The organism is Achromobacter maghribensis (assembly GCF_057334215.1).
The window spans coordinates 21,582-37,357 of record NZ_JBHFII010000063.1 but is presented as its reverse complement, the minus strand read 5'-3'; the positions used below and the strand labels follow the sequence as shown (position 1 = coordinate 37,357).

The 15,776-nt window shown below is 63.0% G+C and carries 13 protein-coding genes; 2 read left to right on the top strand and 11 right to left on the bottom strand.

The window, feature by feature from the left end; translation table 11 throughout:
- Window positions 1-19: 19 nt before the first annotated feature.
- The 4 genes from pstA to ppk1 form a co-directional block, all read right to left on the bottom strand.
- Window positions 20-874 carry a phosphate ABC transporter permease PstA gene (gene pstA / locus ACE039_RS29475; RefSeq protein WP_105559895.1) on the bottom strand — a complete coding sequence of 285 codons (855 nt, stop codon included), beginning with the start codon at window positions 872-874 and terminating at the stop codon, window positions 20-22.
- A gap of 26 nt (window positions 875-900) precedes the next feature.
- Window positions 901-1,917 (bottom strand): phosphate ABC transporter permease subunit PstC, encoded by a 1,017-nt coding sequence (gene pstC, locus ACE039_RS29470; protein WP_448710052.1) that lies wholly within the window; start codon window positions 1,915-1,917, stop codon window positions 901-903.
- 158 nt (window positions 1,918-2,075) lie between these two features.
- Entirely contained in the window at window positions 2,076-3,116 is a 1,041-nt protein-coding gene (pstS, locus tag ACE039_RS29465; protein ID WP_105559894.1) for a phosphate ABC transporter substrate-binding protein PstS, read from the bottom strand.
- A 218-nt stretch (window positions 3,117-3,334) separates the two neighbouring features.
- Window positions 3,335-5,410 (bottom strand): polyphosphate kinase 1, encoded by a 2,076-nt coding sequence (gene ppk1 / locus ACE039_RS29460; RefSeq protein ID WP_105559893.1) that lies wholly within the window; start codon window positions 5,408-5,410, stop codon window positions 3,335-3,337.
- Window positions 5,411-5,629: 219 nt separating this feature from the next.
- On the opposite strand from ppk1, the gene ppx reads away from it, so the two are divergent.
- Window positions 5,630-7,117: an exopolyphosphatase gene (ppx, locus tag ACE039_RS29455; protein ID WP_105559892.1), complete on the top strand. Its 1,488-nt coding sequence runs from the start codon at window positions 5,630-5,632 to the stop codon at window positions 7,115-7,117.
- A gap of 185 nt (window positions 7,118-7,302) precedes the next feature.
- Here the strand turns inward: ppx and ACE039_RS29450 are convergent, their stop codons facing one another.
- From ACE039_RS29450 to ACE039_RS29430, 5 genes are all read right to left on the bottom strand, one after another.
- Window positions 7,303-8,109, bottom strand: coding sequence for a GNAT family N-acetyltransferase (locus ACE039_RS29450; protein WP_485824111.1), 807 nt, complete (start codon window positions 8,107-8,109; stop codon window positions 7,303-7,305).
- A 215-nt stretch (window positions 8,110-8,324) separates the two neighbouring features.
- Window positions 8,325-9,668: a phosphoglucosamine mutase gene (gene glmM / locus ACE039_RS29445; protein WP_485824110.1), complete on the bottom strand. Its 1,344-nt coding sequence runs from the start codon at window positions 9,666-9,668 to the stop codon at window positions 8,325-8,327.
- Window positions 9,665-10,510, bottom strand: coding sequence for a dihydropteroate synthase (gene folP, locus ACE039_RS29440; RefSeq protein WP_313456956.1), 846 nt, complete (start codon window positions 10,508-10,510; stop codon window positions 9,665-9,667). Before folP ends, glmM begins: the two co-directional genes overlap by 4 nt.
- Window positions 10,511-10,528: 18 nt before the next feature.
- Window positions 10,529-12,418: an ATP-dependent zinc metalloprotease FtsH gene (ftsH, locus tag ACE039_RS29435; RefSeq protein WP_105559888.1), complete on the bottom strand. Its 1,890-nt coding sequence runs from the start codon at window positions 12,416-12,418 to the stop codon at window positions 10,529-10,531.
- A 218-nt stretch (window positions 12,419-12,636) separates the two neighbouring features.
- Window positions 12,637-13,269 (bottom strand): RlmE family RNA methyltransferase, encoded by a 633-nt coding sequence (locus ACE039_RS29430; protein ID WP_006222881.1) that lies wholly within the window; start codon window positions 13,267-13,269, stop codon window positions 12,637-12,639.
- Window positions 13,270-13,287: 18 nt separating this feature from the next.
- Here ACE039_RS29430 and ACE039_RS29425 point away from each other — a divergent pair, with 18 nt between their 5' ends.
- Window positions 13,288-13,890, top strand: coding sequence for a YhbY family RNA-binding protein (locus tag ACE039_RS29425; RefSeq protein WP_485824109.1), 603 nt, complete (start codon window positions 13,288-13,290; stop codon window positions 13,888-13,890).
- Window positions 13,891-14,019: 129 nt separating this feature from the next.
- Here the strand turns inward: ACE039_RS29425 and greA are convergent, their stop codons facing one another.
- Window positions 14,020-14,496: a transcription elongation factor GreA gene (gene greA / locus ACE039_RS29420; protein WP_025139566.1), complete on the bottom strand. Its 477-nt coding sequence runs from the start codon at window positions 14,494-14,496 to the stop codon at window positions 14,020-14,022.
- A gap of 403 nt (window positions 14,497-14,899) precedes the next feature.
- Window positions 14,900-15,776, bottom strand: an 877-nt coding sequence (locus ACE039_RS29415; RefSeq protein WP_485824108.1) for a solute carrier family 23 protein, incomplete at its 5' end; no start/stop codon positions are given.

Here is a 15,776-nt window from a genome sequence, read left to right as displayed (position 1 = left end):
CCCCCCGGCACAGCGATCTTTACTTGCGGAACATGTTGCGGGCAATGATGTTGATGCCCAGCACCAGCAACGTAATCAGCGTGGCCCCGGCCCAGGCCAGGTCATTCCAGTCCTTGAAGGGGCTGGCGGCGTATTGGTAGATCACGACCGGCAGGTTGGCCATCGGCGCATTCATGTTGAACGACATGAACTGGTTGGACAGCGCGGTGAACAGCAGCGGCGCGGTCTCGCCCGAGATCCGGGCAATGGCCAACAGCACGCCGGTGATGATGCCGGTCTTGGCGGCGCGATAGCACACCAGCGTGATCATGCGCCACTTGGGGCAACCCAGCGCCGCCGCGGCTTCGCGCAGGCTGTTGGGCACCAGCAGCAGCATGTTGTCGGTCGTGCGCACCACCACCGGAATCACCAGGATCGACAGCGCAAGCGCGCCGGCCCAGCCGGAGTAGTGCCCCACCTGCGCCACATACACGGCATAGATGAACAGGCCGATGATGATCGACGGCGCCGACAGCAGCACGTCATTCAGGAAGCGCGTCGCGGGCGCCAGCCAGCCGCGCTGGCCGTATTCGGCCAGGTAGGTGCCGGCCAGGATGCCCACCGGCGTGCCGATCAGCGTGCCCACGCCCGCCATCACCACGCTGCCGAAGATCGCGTTGATCAGGCCGCCGGTTTGCCCGGGCGGCGGGGTGATCTCGGTGAACAGCGTGTACGACAGCGCAGGCGCGCCCTTGGTCAGCAGCGTCAGAATGATCCAGAACAGCCAGAACAGGCCGAACCCCAGCGTTCCGAGGGACACCGCGAGCATGATGCGGTTGACCACGCGGCGCCGGCGGTAGATGCCATTCTGCATATTGAGTACGGATACAGCCATGATCTTTTCCTTGTGCTCGCGGCGGGTCAGGTTTTCTTGCCTTCGCCGGCAGACAGGCGAACCAGCAGGACCTTGGCCAGGGCCAGCACGATCGTCGTGATCAGGAACAGGATCAGGCCCAGTTCCAGCAACGCCGACTTCTGGATGCCGCCCGCTTCATTGAATTCGTTGGCCAGGGCCGACGCGATCGAGTTACCCGGAGAGAACAGCGAGCCGGACCATTTGAACGCGTTGCCGATCACGAACGTCACGGCCATCGTCTCGCCCAGCGCGCGCCCCAGGCCCAGCATGATGCCGCCGATGACGCCCGACTTGGTGAACGGCAGTACCACGCGCCACATCACTTCCCAGGTCGTGCTGCCCAGGCCGTAGGCCGATTCCTTCAGCATCGCGGGCACCAGTTCAAACACGTCGCGCATCACCGCGGCGATGAACGGGATGATCATGATGGACAGGATCAGGCCAGCCGTGAAGATGCCGATGCCGAACGGCGGACCGGCGAAGATGCCGCCAATGACGGGCACGCTGCCCAGGGTGGCGATCAGGAACGGCTGCACGTACTGCTGGAACACCGGCACGAAAACGAACAGGCCCCACATCCCGTAGATGATCGACGGGATCGCCGCCAGCATTTCCACCGCGGTGCCCAACGGGCGGCGCAGCCAGGTCGGCGACAGTTCGGTCAGGAAGATGGCGATGCCGAACGACACCGGCACCGCGATGATCAGCGCAATGGCCGAGGTCAGCAGCGTGCCGATGATCGGCACCACGGCGCCATAGTTCTGGTTGACGGGGTCCCAATCGTTCAGCCACAGGAACGACAGGCCGTACTTGGCCAGCGATTCACGGCTGCCGTAAATCAGGGATATGAGAATCGCCGCCAGCAGAATGAACACCAGGAAGGCGAACAGGCGGGTCAGATTCTTGAAAAGCGCATCCATCAGCGCATTTTTATTTTGCTTCATAGGCGAAGGCGTGCCGGTAGTCACGGAGTCCGCCACGCTGGGCGAAAGCGGCACACTATTATCCATTACCGCGCTCATGGATGGACTTTCCTTAGGTAACCTGGGGGAACAACGGGAGGTCTTGCGGCAGACCGCCCCTTATCTTCTGCTGGCAGAAAACCAGGGGCGGCTGCTTGACGGGTTGCGCGCGATGGGGAGCCGCTTGCTTAGCGGGCTCCTTCCCGCGCTTTACCCATTTACTTCCAGACGGCCTTGCCGTCGGCAGCCTTCACTTCGCCCCAAGCAGCGCGAATTTCCTTGGTAACGGCTTCCGGCAGCGGCACGTAGTCCATCGTTTCAGCCGACTTGGCGCCGTTCTTGAACGCCCAGTCGAAGAACTCCAGCACGGCCTTGCCCTGAGCCGGCTTGTCTTGCGACTTGTGGATCAGGATGAAGGTTGCGGCGGTGACGGGCCACGAATCGTCGCCCGGCTCGTCGGTCAGGACCACGCCCATGCCCGGCGCGCTCTTCCAGTCGGCGTTGGCGGCCGCGGCAGCGAATGCCTTCTGCTCCGGCTGGACGAACTTGCCAGCCTTGTTCTGCAGCTGCGTCCAGGCCAGCTTGTTCTGCTTGGCGTAGGCGTATTCCACGTAGCCGATCGAGTTCTTCAGCTGGCCGACGTAGGCGGCGACGCCTTCGTTGCCCTTGCCGCCCTGGCCGGTGGGCCACTTGACGGCCTTGCCTTCACCGACTTGCGACTTCCAGTCAGCCGACACCTTGGACAGGTAGTTGGTCCAGCCGAAGGTGGTGCCCGAGCCGTCCGAACGGTGCACGACGATGATGTCGGCCGAGGGCAGCTTGACGTCGGGGTTCAACGCCTTGATGGCGCTGTCGTCCCACTTCTTGATCTTGCCCAGGAAGATGTCAGCCAGCACGGGGCCCGACAGCTTCAGCTTGCCCGGCGCAACGCCGTCGACGTTCACAACCGCCACGGTGCCGCCGATCACGGCCGGGAATTGCAGCAGGCCGTTCTTTTCGAGGTCAGCTGCCTTCATGGGATCGTCCGAGGCGCCGAAATCGACGGTCTTGGCGATGATCTGCTGCTGGCCGCCGCCGGAACCGATCGACTGGTAGTTGACCGCGTTGTTGGTGGCAGCCTTGTAGTCGGACGCCCACTTGGCGTAGATCGGGTACGGGAACGATGCGCCGGCGCCGGTAACATCGGCGGCCTGGACGGCAAACACGGCGGCGCTCAGCGCGACGCCCAGGGAAACTTGCTTGAAGACACGTTTGAACATCAGGGTTCCTTCTGTGCTCGTTGGAGGAGTCTGGTCAGGCTTTTTCGGTGCCTGTCTTTCAGCGACCCTCGCATCTTAGAAGCCCAACGTGACAGGATAGTGACAGTCACATACGCTTCATACGACACCGTTTTCATCCCCAAAAACACCGCGGCCGCCCGGGAAACCGGGGCGGCCGCGATATTCAGGGACAATTCCCTGTGTGACAAGCCAAGGCGTTACACGCCCAGTTTCTGCATCAGGTACAGATGCAGGTTAAAGGGCTCGCGACGGCTCTTGACCCTGGCGTAATCGCCATCAGGCTGCTGTTGCCATGCCAATTGGTTATCACGAAGCGCGTAAGTGAACGCCTCGTCGATGACGCGCTTCTTCAAGGTCTTGTCGTAGATCGGGAAGGCGATTTCCACACGGCGGAAGAAATTGCGGTCCATCCAGTCGGCCGACGACAGGTAAACCGTTTCCTCGCCATCCGCGTAGAAATAGAACACTCGCGAATGCTCCAGGAAGCGGCCCACGATGGAACGCACCCGGATGTTCTCGGACAGCCCGGGCACGCCCGCGCGCAACGCGCACACGCCGCGCACGATCAAGTCGATCTTCACGCCGGCCTGGCTGGCCTTATAGAGTTCTTCGATGACCTGCTCTTCCAGCAGCGAGTTCATCTTGGCCATGATGCGGGCACGCTTGCCGGCCTTGGCCGCCCGGGCCTCGGCGCGGATCAACGCCACCATGCCGTCATGCATGGTGAAAGGCGACTGCATCAACGCCTTGAGCGAACGGCGCGCCCCCAACCCGGTCAGCTGCGCGAATACCTTGTCCATGTCCTCGCACAGTTTCGGGTCCGCGGTCAGCAGCCCGAAGTCGGTGTACAGCCTGGCCGTGCGGGGGTGGTAGTTGCCCGTGCCCAGGTGGGCATAGCGGCGCAGACGGCCGTTCTCGCGGCGTAGCACCACCGCCATCTTGGCATGCGTCTTGTGCGCGACGACCCCATACACCACATGCGCCCCCACCTCTTCCAGCTTGGACGCCCAGTTGATGTTGGTCTGCTCGTCAAAGCGCGCCATCAGCTCCACTACCACCGTGACTTCCTTGCCGGCACGTGCGGCCGCCAGCAGGATCTTCATCAGCTCGGAATCCTCGCCGGTGCGGTAGATGGTCTGCTTGATGGCCATCACGTCGGGGTCCAGCGCGGCAGCCGTCAGGAAATCGATGACGGGCTGGAACGACTGGTACGGGTGGTGCAGCAGCCGGTCCTGTTCGGCCACGGCCTCGAACAGCTCGGACGGCTTGTCGCCCACCCGGTCAAACGGCGCAGGCACCGGGGCGCGGTAATCAGGAAACAGCAGGTCGGGACGCAGGTCCGAATTGCACAGCTGCATCAGGCGCGACAGGTTCACCGGCCCTGGCACGCGGTAGGTGTCCTGGGCGGTCAGCGAAAACTCGCGTTGCAGAAAGGTTTCCAGCTCGACGGGCGTCAGCTTGTCGATTTCCAGCCGCACGGCAGCGCCGAAATTGCGTTGCGACAACTCGCCCTGCAGCGCATGGCGCAGGTTGGTGACTTCTTCCTCGTCCACGAACAGGTCGCTATTACGCGTGACCCGCCACTGGTAGCAGCCCAGCATCTCCAGCCCCGGGAACAGTTCGCCCACGAAGGCCCGCAGCAAGGACGTCAGCAGGATGAAGCCCTCGGGGTGGCCGGACAGCGCGGGCGGCATCTTGATCAGGCGCGGCAGCGCGCGCGGCGCCTGCACCACGGCGATCGACGCCTGACGGCCAAACGCATCCGCGCCCGCCAGCGACACGATGAAATTCAGGCTCTTGTTGTAGACCCGGGGAAACGGGTGCGCCGGGTCAAGCCCGATCGGGGTCAGCAGCGGCATCACGTCGCGGTTGAACACGTCGCGCGCCCACTGCTGCTGCTCGGCGTTCCATTCGGACGCGTGATGCAGCGTGATCCCTTCGGCCTGCATGGCCGGCAGAATCTCGTCGTTCAGCAAGTTGTACTGGCGCGCCACCAGGGCGTGCACGGCTTGCTGGACGTTTTCGAACGCCTGGTCAGGCGTCATGCCGTCCGGGCCGACCAAATTGGGAGACTGGCGCTGCTGCTCTTTCAGGCTGGAGATCCGGATTTCGAAGAATTCGTCCAGATTGGAACTGACGATACACACGTAGCGCAGCCGTTCCAGCAAAGGCGTCTTCGGATTTTCCGCCATCGCCAGCACACGGTCGTTGAATTTGAGCAGCGACAACTCACGATTCATGAGCAAGGGCTCGCCGGGCGGGCGTGTGGGCATACCGGATTCCATACGTAGGGGGAGCGTGGAGTTTTACTGCAAATAAGTGACGGTTCTATGACACAGCGACAATTCCGTAGCGTACGCCAAATTCGGGACATATAGCGCGCACACCTTTTATCGCAAGCCTATGTTCCATAAGCGAAAACCCGTAGCTCAGGGCACTGTCACATGGGGTCTCTATAATCAGGCCACCTCAAAGCCTATATTACGAGCCGCATGGATCAACTTCTGGCCGCGGTGGACCTCGGGTCCAACAGCTTCCGCCTCTCCATCGGACGCATCGTTCAACAGGACGGTACGCCCCAGATCTACCAGATCGATCGTCTCAAGGAAACCGTCCGGCTTGCCGCCGGCCTTGACGCCGAGAAACGCCTTGGCGACGACGCCATCGAGCGCGCCATCGCCGTCCTCGAGCGCTTTGGCGACCGCCTGCGCAGCTTCCACCCCAATCGCGTTCGCGCGGTCGCCACCAATACTTTCCGGGTTGCCCGCAACACGCGGGACTTCCTGCCGCGCGCCGAAGCCGCCCTGGGCTTTCCCATCGAGGTCATTGCCGGCCGCGAAGAGGCCCGCCTGATCTTCTCGGGCGTGGTCCACACCCTGCCCCCGTCGCCCAACAAGCGGCTGGTCATCGACATCGGCGGCGGCTCCACCGAAGTCATTATCGGCAAAGGCCACGAACCCGGACTGATGTCATCGCTGTACATGGGTTGCGTCAGCTACAGCCGCCAGTTCTTCTCGGACGGCGTGGTGGATGCGCACCAGATGAAGCAGGCCGAACTGGCCGCCCGGCGCGAGATCGAAGTCATCGCCAAGCAGTACCGCAAAATGGGCTGGAAAGAGGCCTATGGCTCTTCCGGCACCGCCAAGGCGCTGTTCGCGATCCTGACGGAAAGCCGCTTTTCCGACCGCGGCATTACCCGCGCGGGCCTGGCCAAGCTGAAAGACCGCATCGTGCGTTCCGGCCGGGTCATCCCGTCCGAATTGCCCGGGATCAAGATTGAACGGTCCGACGTGTTGCCCGGCGGACTGGCCATCATGACGGCGCTGTTCGATGAACTCGGCATCGAGGTCATGCACACCGGGGACGGCGCGCTGCGCCTGGGCGTGTTGTACGACCTCCTGGGGCGTGACGACGAGCATGACAAGCGCGATGAATCAGTGCGCCAGTTCATGAAGCGCTACCACGTCGATCTGAACCAGGCCCGTCGCGTGCGCCACGCCGCGCTGACGCTGTTCGACGCCATGTTCCCCGAGGGCCCGGAACGCGCCGAGCTACGCCCGGCCCTGGGCTGGGCGGCCGACCTGCACGAAGTGGGCCTGTCGATCGCGCACAACGCGTATCACAAGCACACTGCGTACGTGCTGGAAAACGCCGACATGCCGGGCTTTTCGCGCGCCGATCAGCAGTTGCTGGCATTGCTGGCGCTGGGTCATCAAGGCAAGCTGACCAAGCTGGAACCGCTGATCCGCACGCGTCCCCAATGGAAGGCCATCCTTAGCCTGCGCCTGGCCGTCCTGCTGTTCCGCCGCCGCGGCGAGATCGAACCGCTGCCGCTGACCGCCTCGGTCCGCGACAACTCCATCGTCGTGCGCGTCAACCGCGAATGGCTGGCCCAGCACCCGTTAAGCGACTTCACGCTACGCGCGGAAGAAGCGGAATGGAACAAGGTCGGTTTTTCGTTCGAAGTGCTGGAATTCTGATCCTGGCGCGCTGAACCGGCGCGCACAGGAAAACGGGCGATGGCCGCAAAGCCATCGCCCGTTTTTTTATTAGAACGGCGACAAATCCGTCTCGCGATGAAGCCGTTTTAGCTCCATGCGCAAGGGCCGCGTGGCCCGCCGTATCAGTCTGATCTTCATACGGCGGATCAGGCGGCGCATGATGATCAGCGCTGGCCGTTGAGGGCCGCGGGTTGATCCAGACCGAAGTGACGGCGGTAACGCTCGTCCATGCGTTCCATTTTCAGCAACACCGGGAAGTCCGCGGCGTTGAAATCCGGGTCCCAGGCGGGTTCGCCGCATACTTTGGCGCCCAGCTTCAGGTAACCCTTGATTAGCGGCGGCACGCGGGCAGGCAACGTGCTGTTCAGCTTTTCCACCGGATACCGGTGCAGGGGCACCACGCGCGGTTCGTTCTCAAGCGGCAGGTGCTTGGAGATCGTGCGCCAGACTTCCGCGGCAGTGACGCCGTCGTCGCGCAGGCTAACGCTTGCGCAGCCCAGCACGTATTCGTAACCGCCGCGCCGCAGGTATTCGGCCAGGCCGGACCACAGCAGCATGATGACCGCGCCGTTACGGTAGTCGGCGTGCGTACACGAACGGCCGACTTCGACCAGGTTGTCGCGGATCGCGCCCAGGCCGGACAGATCGAATTCGGATTGCGAGTAGTACCCGCCCGCCTCCCGCGCCTTTTCAGGCGTCAGGATCCGGTACGTGCCGACAATGCGGCCCGTATCCATTTCGCGGACCATCAGGTGTTCGCAGAAGGGATCGAAACGATCATGTTCGATACCGTCTTGGGCGTCCGGAAACACGACCCCCATATCCTCAGTGAAGACGTCGTAGCGCAGACGCTGAATCTGCTCGATTTCTTCAGCCGTGCGCGCCAGTCCGACCGCCAGCACCTTCGGGGCGATGCCCGTGAACGGTTCGGCGGGATTACGGCTTGGGTTGATGCGTGCTAGTTCCAGCATTGCGCGAAGCTCCTAGAGAGTCCAGTCAGTGTGGACGCCCTGTATGTCAAAGACTTGACCAATATGTTACGTGACTATGAAGTTTAGTTCGGGGCAGATGGGTCAACTTTAGGCAAATCTCGACAAAACTTTACAATTGAACGCGGGGGCCGCGAATGCACAAAAGCCACCCCCGCTGCCGGTGGGTGGCTTTCGTCCCGGTCGACTTGTCGGGCCTATTGCAGGCTGGCGGCGAGCTTCTCGGCGCAGGAAACGGCAAGGGATTCATCCTCGGCTTCCACCATCAACCGAAGCTTCGGTTCAGTGCCCGAAGCGCGGATCAGGATACGGCCCCGGCCGCCCAGTTCAGCCTCGACCGCCTTGCGCGCGGCCGTCAGGCCGGCATGGGTTTTCCAGTCCTGGCCAGGCGCCAGCGGCACATTGATCATCTTCTGCGGATACATGCGCAGATCGCCCACCCACTCGGCCATCGACGCGTTGTTGCGGCGCAGCGCGGTCAATACCTGCAGGGCGGCGATGGTGCCGTCGCCGGTGGAATGGCAATCCAGGCACAGCAGGTGGCCAGAGCTTTCGCCGCCGTACAGCCAGCCGCGCGATTGCATCTGCTCCAGCACGTAGCGGTCGCCCACGTTGGCGCGCTCGAAGCCCACGCCCAGGCGTTCCATTTCGCGCTCGAAGCCGAAGTTGGTCATCAGCGTGCCCACCACGCCATCCACCTTGTTGCGCTGCATGCGTTCGCGAACGATGGCGTACAGCAGCTCGTCGCCGTTGTAGATGCGGCCTTCGCCGTCCACCACCTGCAGGCGGTCGGCATCGCCGTCCAGCGCGATGCCCAACTGCGCGCCGCGGGCCTTCACTTCCTTGGCCAGCATCTCGGGGTGCAAGGCGCCCACGCCCTTGTTGATGTTGAAGCCATCCGGATGCACGCCGATGGCATGCACTTCGGCGCCCAATTCCCGGAACACGTGGGGAGCGATGTTGTAAGCGGCGCCGTGGGCCGCATCCACCACGATCGTCATGCCGTTCAGGTCAAGATCGTTGGGGAACGTGCTCTTGCAGAATTCGATGTACCGGCCCTGCGCATCGGACATACGGCGCGCGCGCCCCAGGCCCTCGGAGGCGACGCAGCCCAGGGGCTCATCCAGGGCGGCTTCGATATCAGCCTCGATCTCGTCGGGCAGCTTCATGCCCTGGGCCGAGAAGAACTTGATGCCGTTGTCCTGGTACGGATTGTGCGAGGCGCTGATGACAATGCCCGCCACCAGGCGCAGCGCCCGAGTCAGGTAGGCCACGGCGGGCGTCGGGATGGGGCCGGCCAGCAGCACATCAATGCCCGCGGCGGACAAGCCCGCTTCCAGGGCGGATTCCAGCATGTAGCCCGAAATACGGGTGTCCTTGCCGATCACGACCTGCGGACGCGTGCCGCCGCGCACGGCGTGCTCGCGCGCCAGCACACGGCCGGCCGCATAGCCCAGGCGCAGAGCGAATTCGGCGTTGATCACCGGACCGCCGACTTCTCCGCGCACTCCATCCGTACCAAAATACTTGCGTCGAATCATGAACTGATTGCTCCTTGTTCGGCCGCGTGCCATACCTTAAGGGCATCCACGGTGGCGGCCACATCGTGCACGCGCACGATGGAAGCCCCCCGGGACACACAGGCAAGGGCAGCGGCAATGCTGCCGGACAGCCTGTCGCCGACCGGCCGGCCAGTGGCCTGTCCGATCATGGTCTTGCGCGACAGGCCGATCAGCAATGGATAACCCGTGCTGCGCAGGCTGGACAGCCGGCGCAATAATTGAAAATTCTGGTCTGCAGTTTTGCCGAAACCAAACCCCGGGTCCAGCACGATACGGCGGGGATCGACCCACGCCGCGCGCAGCTTTTGCGCCCGCGCACCCAGGAACAGGCCAATCTCTCCGATCAAATCGGTGTACTCAGGGGGGCTGGCCTGCATCGTGCGGGGCTCGCCTTTCATGTGCATCACACATAGCCCGCAACGCGATTGCGACACGGCCTCGATGGCGCCCGGCTGCCTGAATCCGTAGATGTCGTTGATCATGTCGGCGCCCGCATCCAGCGTGGCGCGCATGACTTCCGGCTTGAAGGTATCGATGGACAAGGGCACGCCGCAGTCGCGCAGTGCTTCGATCACGGGCAACAACCGGCTCAATTCGTCGGCCACCGACACCGGCTGCGCGCCGGGGCGCGTGGACTCGCCGCCCAGGTCCAGGATCTGGGCGCCCTCTTCGATGAGTTGGCGCGCATGCGCCACCGCGGAATCCGTATCGTCGTGCTGGCCGCCGTCGGAAAAGGAATCCGGCGTGACATTGACGATACCCATGACAAGCGGGCGCTCGAGATCAAACTCGAAGCGCCCGCAAAGGAAGTTATTTGCCATAACTCAGGACAAAAAACCTCAGACTGCTGCAGCCGTGCTGCCGCCAGCCGCCAGACCGGTGCTGGGAGGCGTGTCGGTCGAATCGGACGGGCCTTGCGGCGTTTTCGGGGGACGCGGAGGACGGCCCTCGATGATGTCGTTGATCTGGTCGGCGTCGATGGTTTCCCATTCGAGCAGCGCGGACGTCATCACTTCGACCTTGTCGCGATTGTCTTCCAGGATCTTGCGCGCGACTTGGTATTGCTCGTCGATGATGCGGCGGATCTCGGTGTCCACCTTTTGCATGGTGGCTTCGGACATGTGCGTCGTCTTGGTGACGCTGCGGCCCAGGAACACTTCGCCTTCGTTCTCGGCGTAGACCATGGGGCCCAGCTCGTCGGTCATGCCGTAGCGCGTGACGATGTCGCGGGCGATGGCGGTGGCGCGTTCGAAGTCGTTCGAGGCGCCCGTCGTCATCTGGTCCATGAAGAGTTCTTCGGCGATGCGGCCGCCGAACAGCACGGCGATGGTGGACAGCAAGCGGCCCTTGTCCATGCTGTAGCGGTCGGTTTCAGGCAACTGCATCGTCACGCCCAGCGCACGGCCACGCGGGATGATGGTGACCTTGTGAACCGGGTCGGTCTTGGGCAGCAGGCGTGCAACGATCGCGTGGCCGGACTCGTGGTACGCGGTGTTCTTGCGTTCCTCTTCGGGCATGACGATCGAGCGGCGTTCGGCGCCCATGATGATCTTGTCCTTGGCCTTTTCGAAGTCGGACATATCCACCGTGCGGCCATTGCGGCGGGCGGCGAACAGAGCAGCTTCGTTGACCAGGTTGGCCAGGTCGGCGCCCGAAAAACCGGGGCAGCCGCGCGCCAGGATGGTCGCGTCGACGTTAGGCGACAGCGGAACCTTGCGCATGTGGACCTTCAGGATCTGCTCGCGGCCACGGATATCGGGCAGCGGCACAACCACTTGACGGTCGAAACGGCCCGGACGCAGCAGCGCCGGATCCAGCACGTCGGGACGGTTGGTTGCGGCGATCACGATCACGCCCTGGCCGGATTCAAAGCCGTCCATTTCAACCAGCATCTGGTTCAGGGTCTGTTCGCGTTCATCATTGCCGCCACCCAGGCCGGCGCCGCGCTGACGGCCCACGGCATCGATTTCGTCGATGAAGATGATGCAAGGCGCGTGCTTCTTGGCGTTTTCGAACATGTCGCGGACACGGGCCGCGCCCACGCCGACGAACATTTCAACGAAGTCCGAACCCGAGATGCTGAAGAACGGCACCTTGGCTTCACCGGCGATGGCCTTGGCCAGCAGCGTCTTGCCGGTACCGGGCGAACCGACCATCAGCACGCCGCGCGGGATACGACCGCCCAGCTTCTGGAACTTGCTGGGGTCGCGCAGGAAGTCGACCAGTTCCTGGACGTCTTCCTTGGCTTCGTCGCAACCGGCGACGTCCGCGAAGGTGATCTGGTTGGTGTTTTCGTCAAGCATGCGGGCGCGCGATTTGCCGAAGCTGAACGCACCGCCCCTGCCGCCGCCTTGCATCTGTCGCATGAAGAACACCCAGACGCCGATCAACAGCAGCATGGGGAACCACGACACGAAGATGCTCATCAGCAGCGATTGCTCTTCGCGCGGCTTGCCCGACACCTGCACGCCATACTTCAGCAGATCGGAGACCATCCAGAGGTCGCCCGGCGAAGTCAACGTATAGGCGCGGCCCGCGTCCGGGGTGACGTACAGCACGTCGCCCTGAACGTCGACCTTGCGGATACGTCCCGCCTTGGCGTCGTCCATGAACTGCGTGTAGGTCACGCCGTCCTGGGTCTGAGCGCGTCCGTCGAACTGTTTGAAGACGGTAAATAGCACAAGGGCTATCACCATCCAGACAGCGACTTTGGAAAATGAATTATTCAAGGTCGATCTCCTGCTTTCGATTCCGACCGGCGACCGCGCACCCGCATATGGCACAGTCACAAGTATGTCAATAGCCCATTCTACCCTGTTGGACCCGATTGCGTCCTGGGATCCCTGGGGCCCGTGTATTTACGTCTGATTCGTGATTTTTTAGGTCGTTGTCTCGCCAAGCAGGTAGCGTTTTTTGGGGTTCCGGAGCAAACATACTCCGGCCCGGGTTACTTCAGATCGCGGGCAACCAGAAAGGTTTCAGAGGACTTGGCCCTTGATGCCTTCGGCTTGCGCTCGACCACCCGCTTGAAGTGCTGCTTGAAGCTTTGCACGATCTGCGAAAAACCGCTGCCGTGGAAAGCCTTGACGATCAGCACGCCGTCGGGCTTGAGGTGAGCGCGGGAAAATTCCATCGCCAGGTCGCACACATGCTGGATGCGCGCGGCGTCGGCAATCCCCACGCCTGACAAGTTGGGGGCCATGTCTGAAATAACAAGGTCCACGGCATGCGATCCGACCATGTCTTCCAATTGTTTCAGAACTTCATCTTCGCGGAAGTCGCCCTGGATGAATTCGACGCCCGCGATGGGCTCCATGGGAAGCATGTCCAGCGCAATAATACGTCCGTCCACGATGCCGCCCGGCCCCGTCAGGCGCTCTCGCACCACTTGGGACCAGCTGCCGGGCGACGAACCCAGATCGACGACCAGGTCTCCCCGGCGGAGCAACTTTTCGTTGTCCAGAAGCTCGATCAGCTTGAAAGCGCCCCGGGCCCGATAGCCCTTCTGTTGCGCCAGCTTCACATAGGGATCGTTGATGTGCTGGTGAATCCAGTCTTTAGAGAATTTATTCTTGGCCATTACCGTACAATTCCACGCATGCCTATATTAGAACTTACCTCTCGTGAGCGCAGCGACCTTCGGTCCGCCGCCCACTCCCTGCGCCCCGTCGTCCTGATTGGCGACAACGGCCTGACCGAAGCCGTGCTCAAGGAAATCGACCTGGCACTGTCTTCGCACGGCCTGATCAAGGTACGCGCCGGTGGCGACGACCGCGAGGCCCGCGACACCATGTTGTCGACGATTTGCGACACTCTGTCTTGCGCCCCGGTGCATCACCTGGGCAAGACCCTGATTCTTTTCCGCCCGCTGGCCGGCAACGTCAAGCCCGCCGCACTGGCCGCCAGAGAGCCCGAAGCCCCGGCCAAACGCCGTGCCTCGGAGCCGTACACGCCCAAGAAGCTGGCCGCCGAAGGCAAGACACTTGGCAAGCGTCCGCGCCGCAGCGAGTCCGAAGAGCCCAAGCCGGCCAAAACCCGCTTCGTGCCCCAGGACCAGCTCAATAAGAACGGCAAGCCCATGCGTCCCAGCAACAAACGCGATACCGACAGCAGCCACGGCATTCCTCGCCGCGCCGGCAGTGCGCTCAGCCTTCGGGCCGGGGCACGCAGCGGCACCAGCCGCAAGACGTCGAAAAGGTAAGGCCGGGCACAAAAACGGGCGCTTTACGCGCCCGGTCCACCATAGCGATCCGCGAATGTACCGCGGATTCCAGACGAACGCAGCGTTCGGTCTATGGTGTTTTGACAGCTAACTGCTTGGGTTGATGCGTTAGATGTAACGCACGCCCAGAACTTCATACTCGCGAACGCCAGCCGGGGCCTTGACCTCGACGACATCGCCTTCGCTCTTGCCGATCAGCGCGCGCGCCACCGGGCTGGACACGGAAATCAGGTTCGACTTGATGTCGGCTTCAACGTCGCCGACGATCTGGTACGTCACGCGGTCGCCCGAGTCCAGGTCCTCGATGTCGACGGTAGCGCCAAACACGGCGCGGCCTTCGGCTTCCAGGGAAGACGGGTCGATCAGATGGGCATTGGAAAGCGTACCTTCGAGTTCGGCAATCCGGCCCTCGATGAAACCTTGGCGCTCGCGAGCGGCATCGTATTCGGCATTTTCCGACAGATCACCCTGCGCACGCGCTTCGGCGATCGCGTTAATCACGGCAGGACGTTCCACGGTTTTCAGCCGCTGGAGCTCTTCTTGCAAGCGCTCGGCCCCGCGCACGGTCAAAGGAATGGCAGACATGTCGTTTCCCAAACAAAAGTAGAAAAACGCCCCGACGGAGCGTTCTCGGTGAAGGTCGTTACCCGGGCGCGCGCATGCGGCTTGGTGCCTTTTGGGCAGAGCCTGCGGCGCGGACGACCAAAACAAAACCCCGGCTCGGGTCGGAACCGGGGCAATCAAGGTCATATTGTGGTCAAAGTCCACGGGAATTGCAAGCCACGGCAGAAAACGTGCTTTTCGGCGCATTTCACCGCTATAACCCGCTAAAACAGGCGGTTTCCCTAAAGATCCCTTTGCTCATCCAGCAACGGCGCCTGACGCGCCCGCCAGGCCGTTGCGTGAAAGATACTTGTTGATAGCTTTTTGTATTCCCGAGGGTCGTTGCCGCCATGGCCCTCCCGCGCGGGGCGTCGCCCCGCCGGGATCAGGCCGCCGCCGCGGGCTTCTTACGGCGTAGCAAGGCGTACAGGATGATCGCGCCGAAGGTGGCGGTGCCGATGCCGCCCAACATGAAGTCGCCCAGCTTGATGGTGAAGTCGCCCGCGCCAAGCACCAGCGTGACCGCCGCCACGATCAGGTTGCGGTTGTCGCTGAAATCCACCTGGTTGACGACCCAGATACGTGCGCCGGCGATGGCGATCAGGCCAAACACCACGACCGACATGCCGCCCAGGACGGGCGCGGGGATGGTCTGGATCAATGCGCCGAACTTGGGCGAAAAGCCCAGCACCACGGCGATCAGCGCCGCCACCACGAACACCAGCGTGGAATAGATGCGGGTGACGGCCATCACGCCGATGTTTTCGGCGTAGGTCGTGACGCCGGTGCCGCCCACGGCGCCCGAGACCATCGTGGCCACGCCGTCGCCCACGAACGCGCGGCCCAGATAGCGGTCCAGGTCTTGGCCCGTCATGGCGCTGACCGCCTTCACGTGTCCAAGGTTTTCGGCCACCAGGATGATGGCGACCGGCACGATCAGGCCCATCGCCTCGGCCTTGAAGACCGGCGCGGCGAAATGCGGCAGGCCGATCCAGGCGGCAGCCGCCACGCCGGAGAAGTCGATGGGCTTGCCCATGCCCATGCCGTTGGCCAGCACCGCGTACACCACGCAAGCCAGGATCAGGCCGACCAGGATCAGCAGGCGCTGGACCATGCCCTTCGTGTAGACGGCGATGCCGCCCACGCAGACGATGGTCACCAGCGCCATGAAGGCGTCGAACCCGGATGCGCCCATGGCGCCTTTGGCCGCGATGGGCGCCAGATTCAGGCCGATCACGGCCACGACCGCGCCGGTCACGACC

What these genes read in the sequence shown, in the direction of transcription:
- pstA (WP_105559895.1), bottom strand. Translation starts at nt 874, where the DNA reads ATGGCTGTATCCGTACTCAATATGCAGAATGGCATCTACCGCCGGCGC.
- pstC (WP_448710052.1), bottom strand. Translation starts at nt 1,917, where the DNA reads ATGAGCGCGGTAATGGATAATAGTGTGCCGCTTTCGCCCAGCGTGGCG.
- pstS (WP_105559894.1), bottom strand. Translation starts at nt 3,116, where the DNA reads ATGTTCAAACGTGTCTTCAAGCAAGTTTCCCTGGGCGTCGCGCTGAGC.
- ppk1 (WP_105559893.1), bottom strand. Translation starts at nt 5,410, where the DNA reads ATGCCCACACGCCCGCCCGGCGAGCCCTTGCTCATGAATCGTGAGTTG.
- ppx (WP_105559892.1), top strand. Translation starts at nt 5,630, where the DNA reads ATGGATCAACTTCTGGCCGCGGTGGACCTCGGGTCCAACAGCTTCCGC.
- ACE039_RS29450 (WP_485824111.1), bottom strand. Translation starts at nt 8,109, where the DNA reads ATGCTGGAACTAGCACGCATCAACCCAAGCCGTAATCCCGCCGAACCG.
- glmM (WP_485824110.1), bottom strand. Translation starts at nt 9,668, where the DNA reads ATGATTCGACGCAAGTATTTTGGTACGGATGGAGTGCGCGGAGAAGTC.
- folP (WP_313456956.1), bottom strand. Translation starts at nt 10,510, where the DNA reads ATGGCAAATAACTTCCTTTGCGGGCGCTTCGAGTTTGATCTCGAGCGC.
- ACE039_RS29430 (WP_006222881.1), bottom strand. Translation starts at nt 13,269, where the DNA reads ATGGCCAAGAATAAATTCTCTAAAGACTGGATTCACCAGCACATCAAC.
- ACE039_RS29425 (WP_485824109.1), top strand. Translation starts at nt 13,288, where the DNA reads ATGCCTATATTAGAACTTACCTCTCGTGAGCGCAGCGACCTTCGGTCC.
- greA (WP_025139566.1), bottom strand. Translation starts at nt 14,496, where the DNA reads ATGTCTGCCATTCCTTTGACCGTGCGCGGGGCCGAGCGCTTGCAAGAA.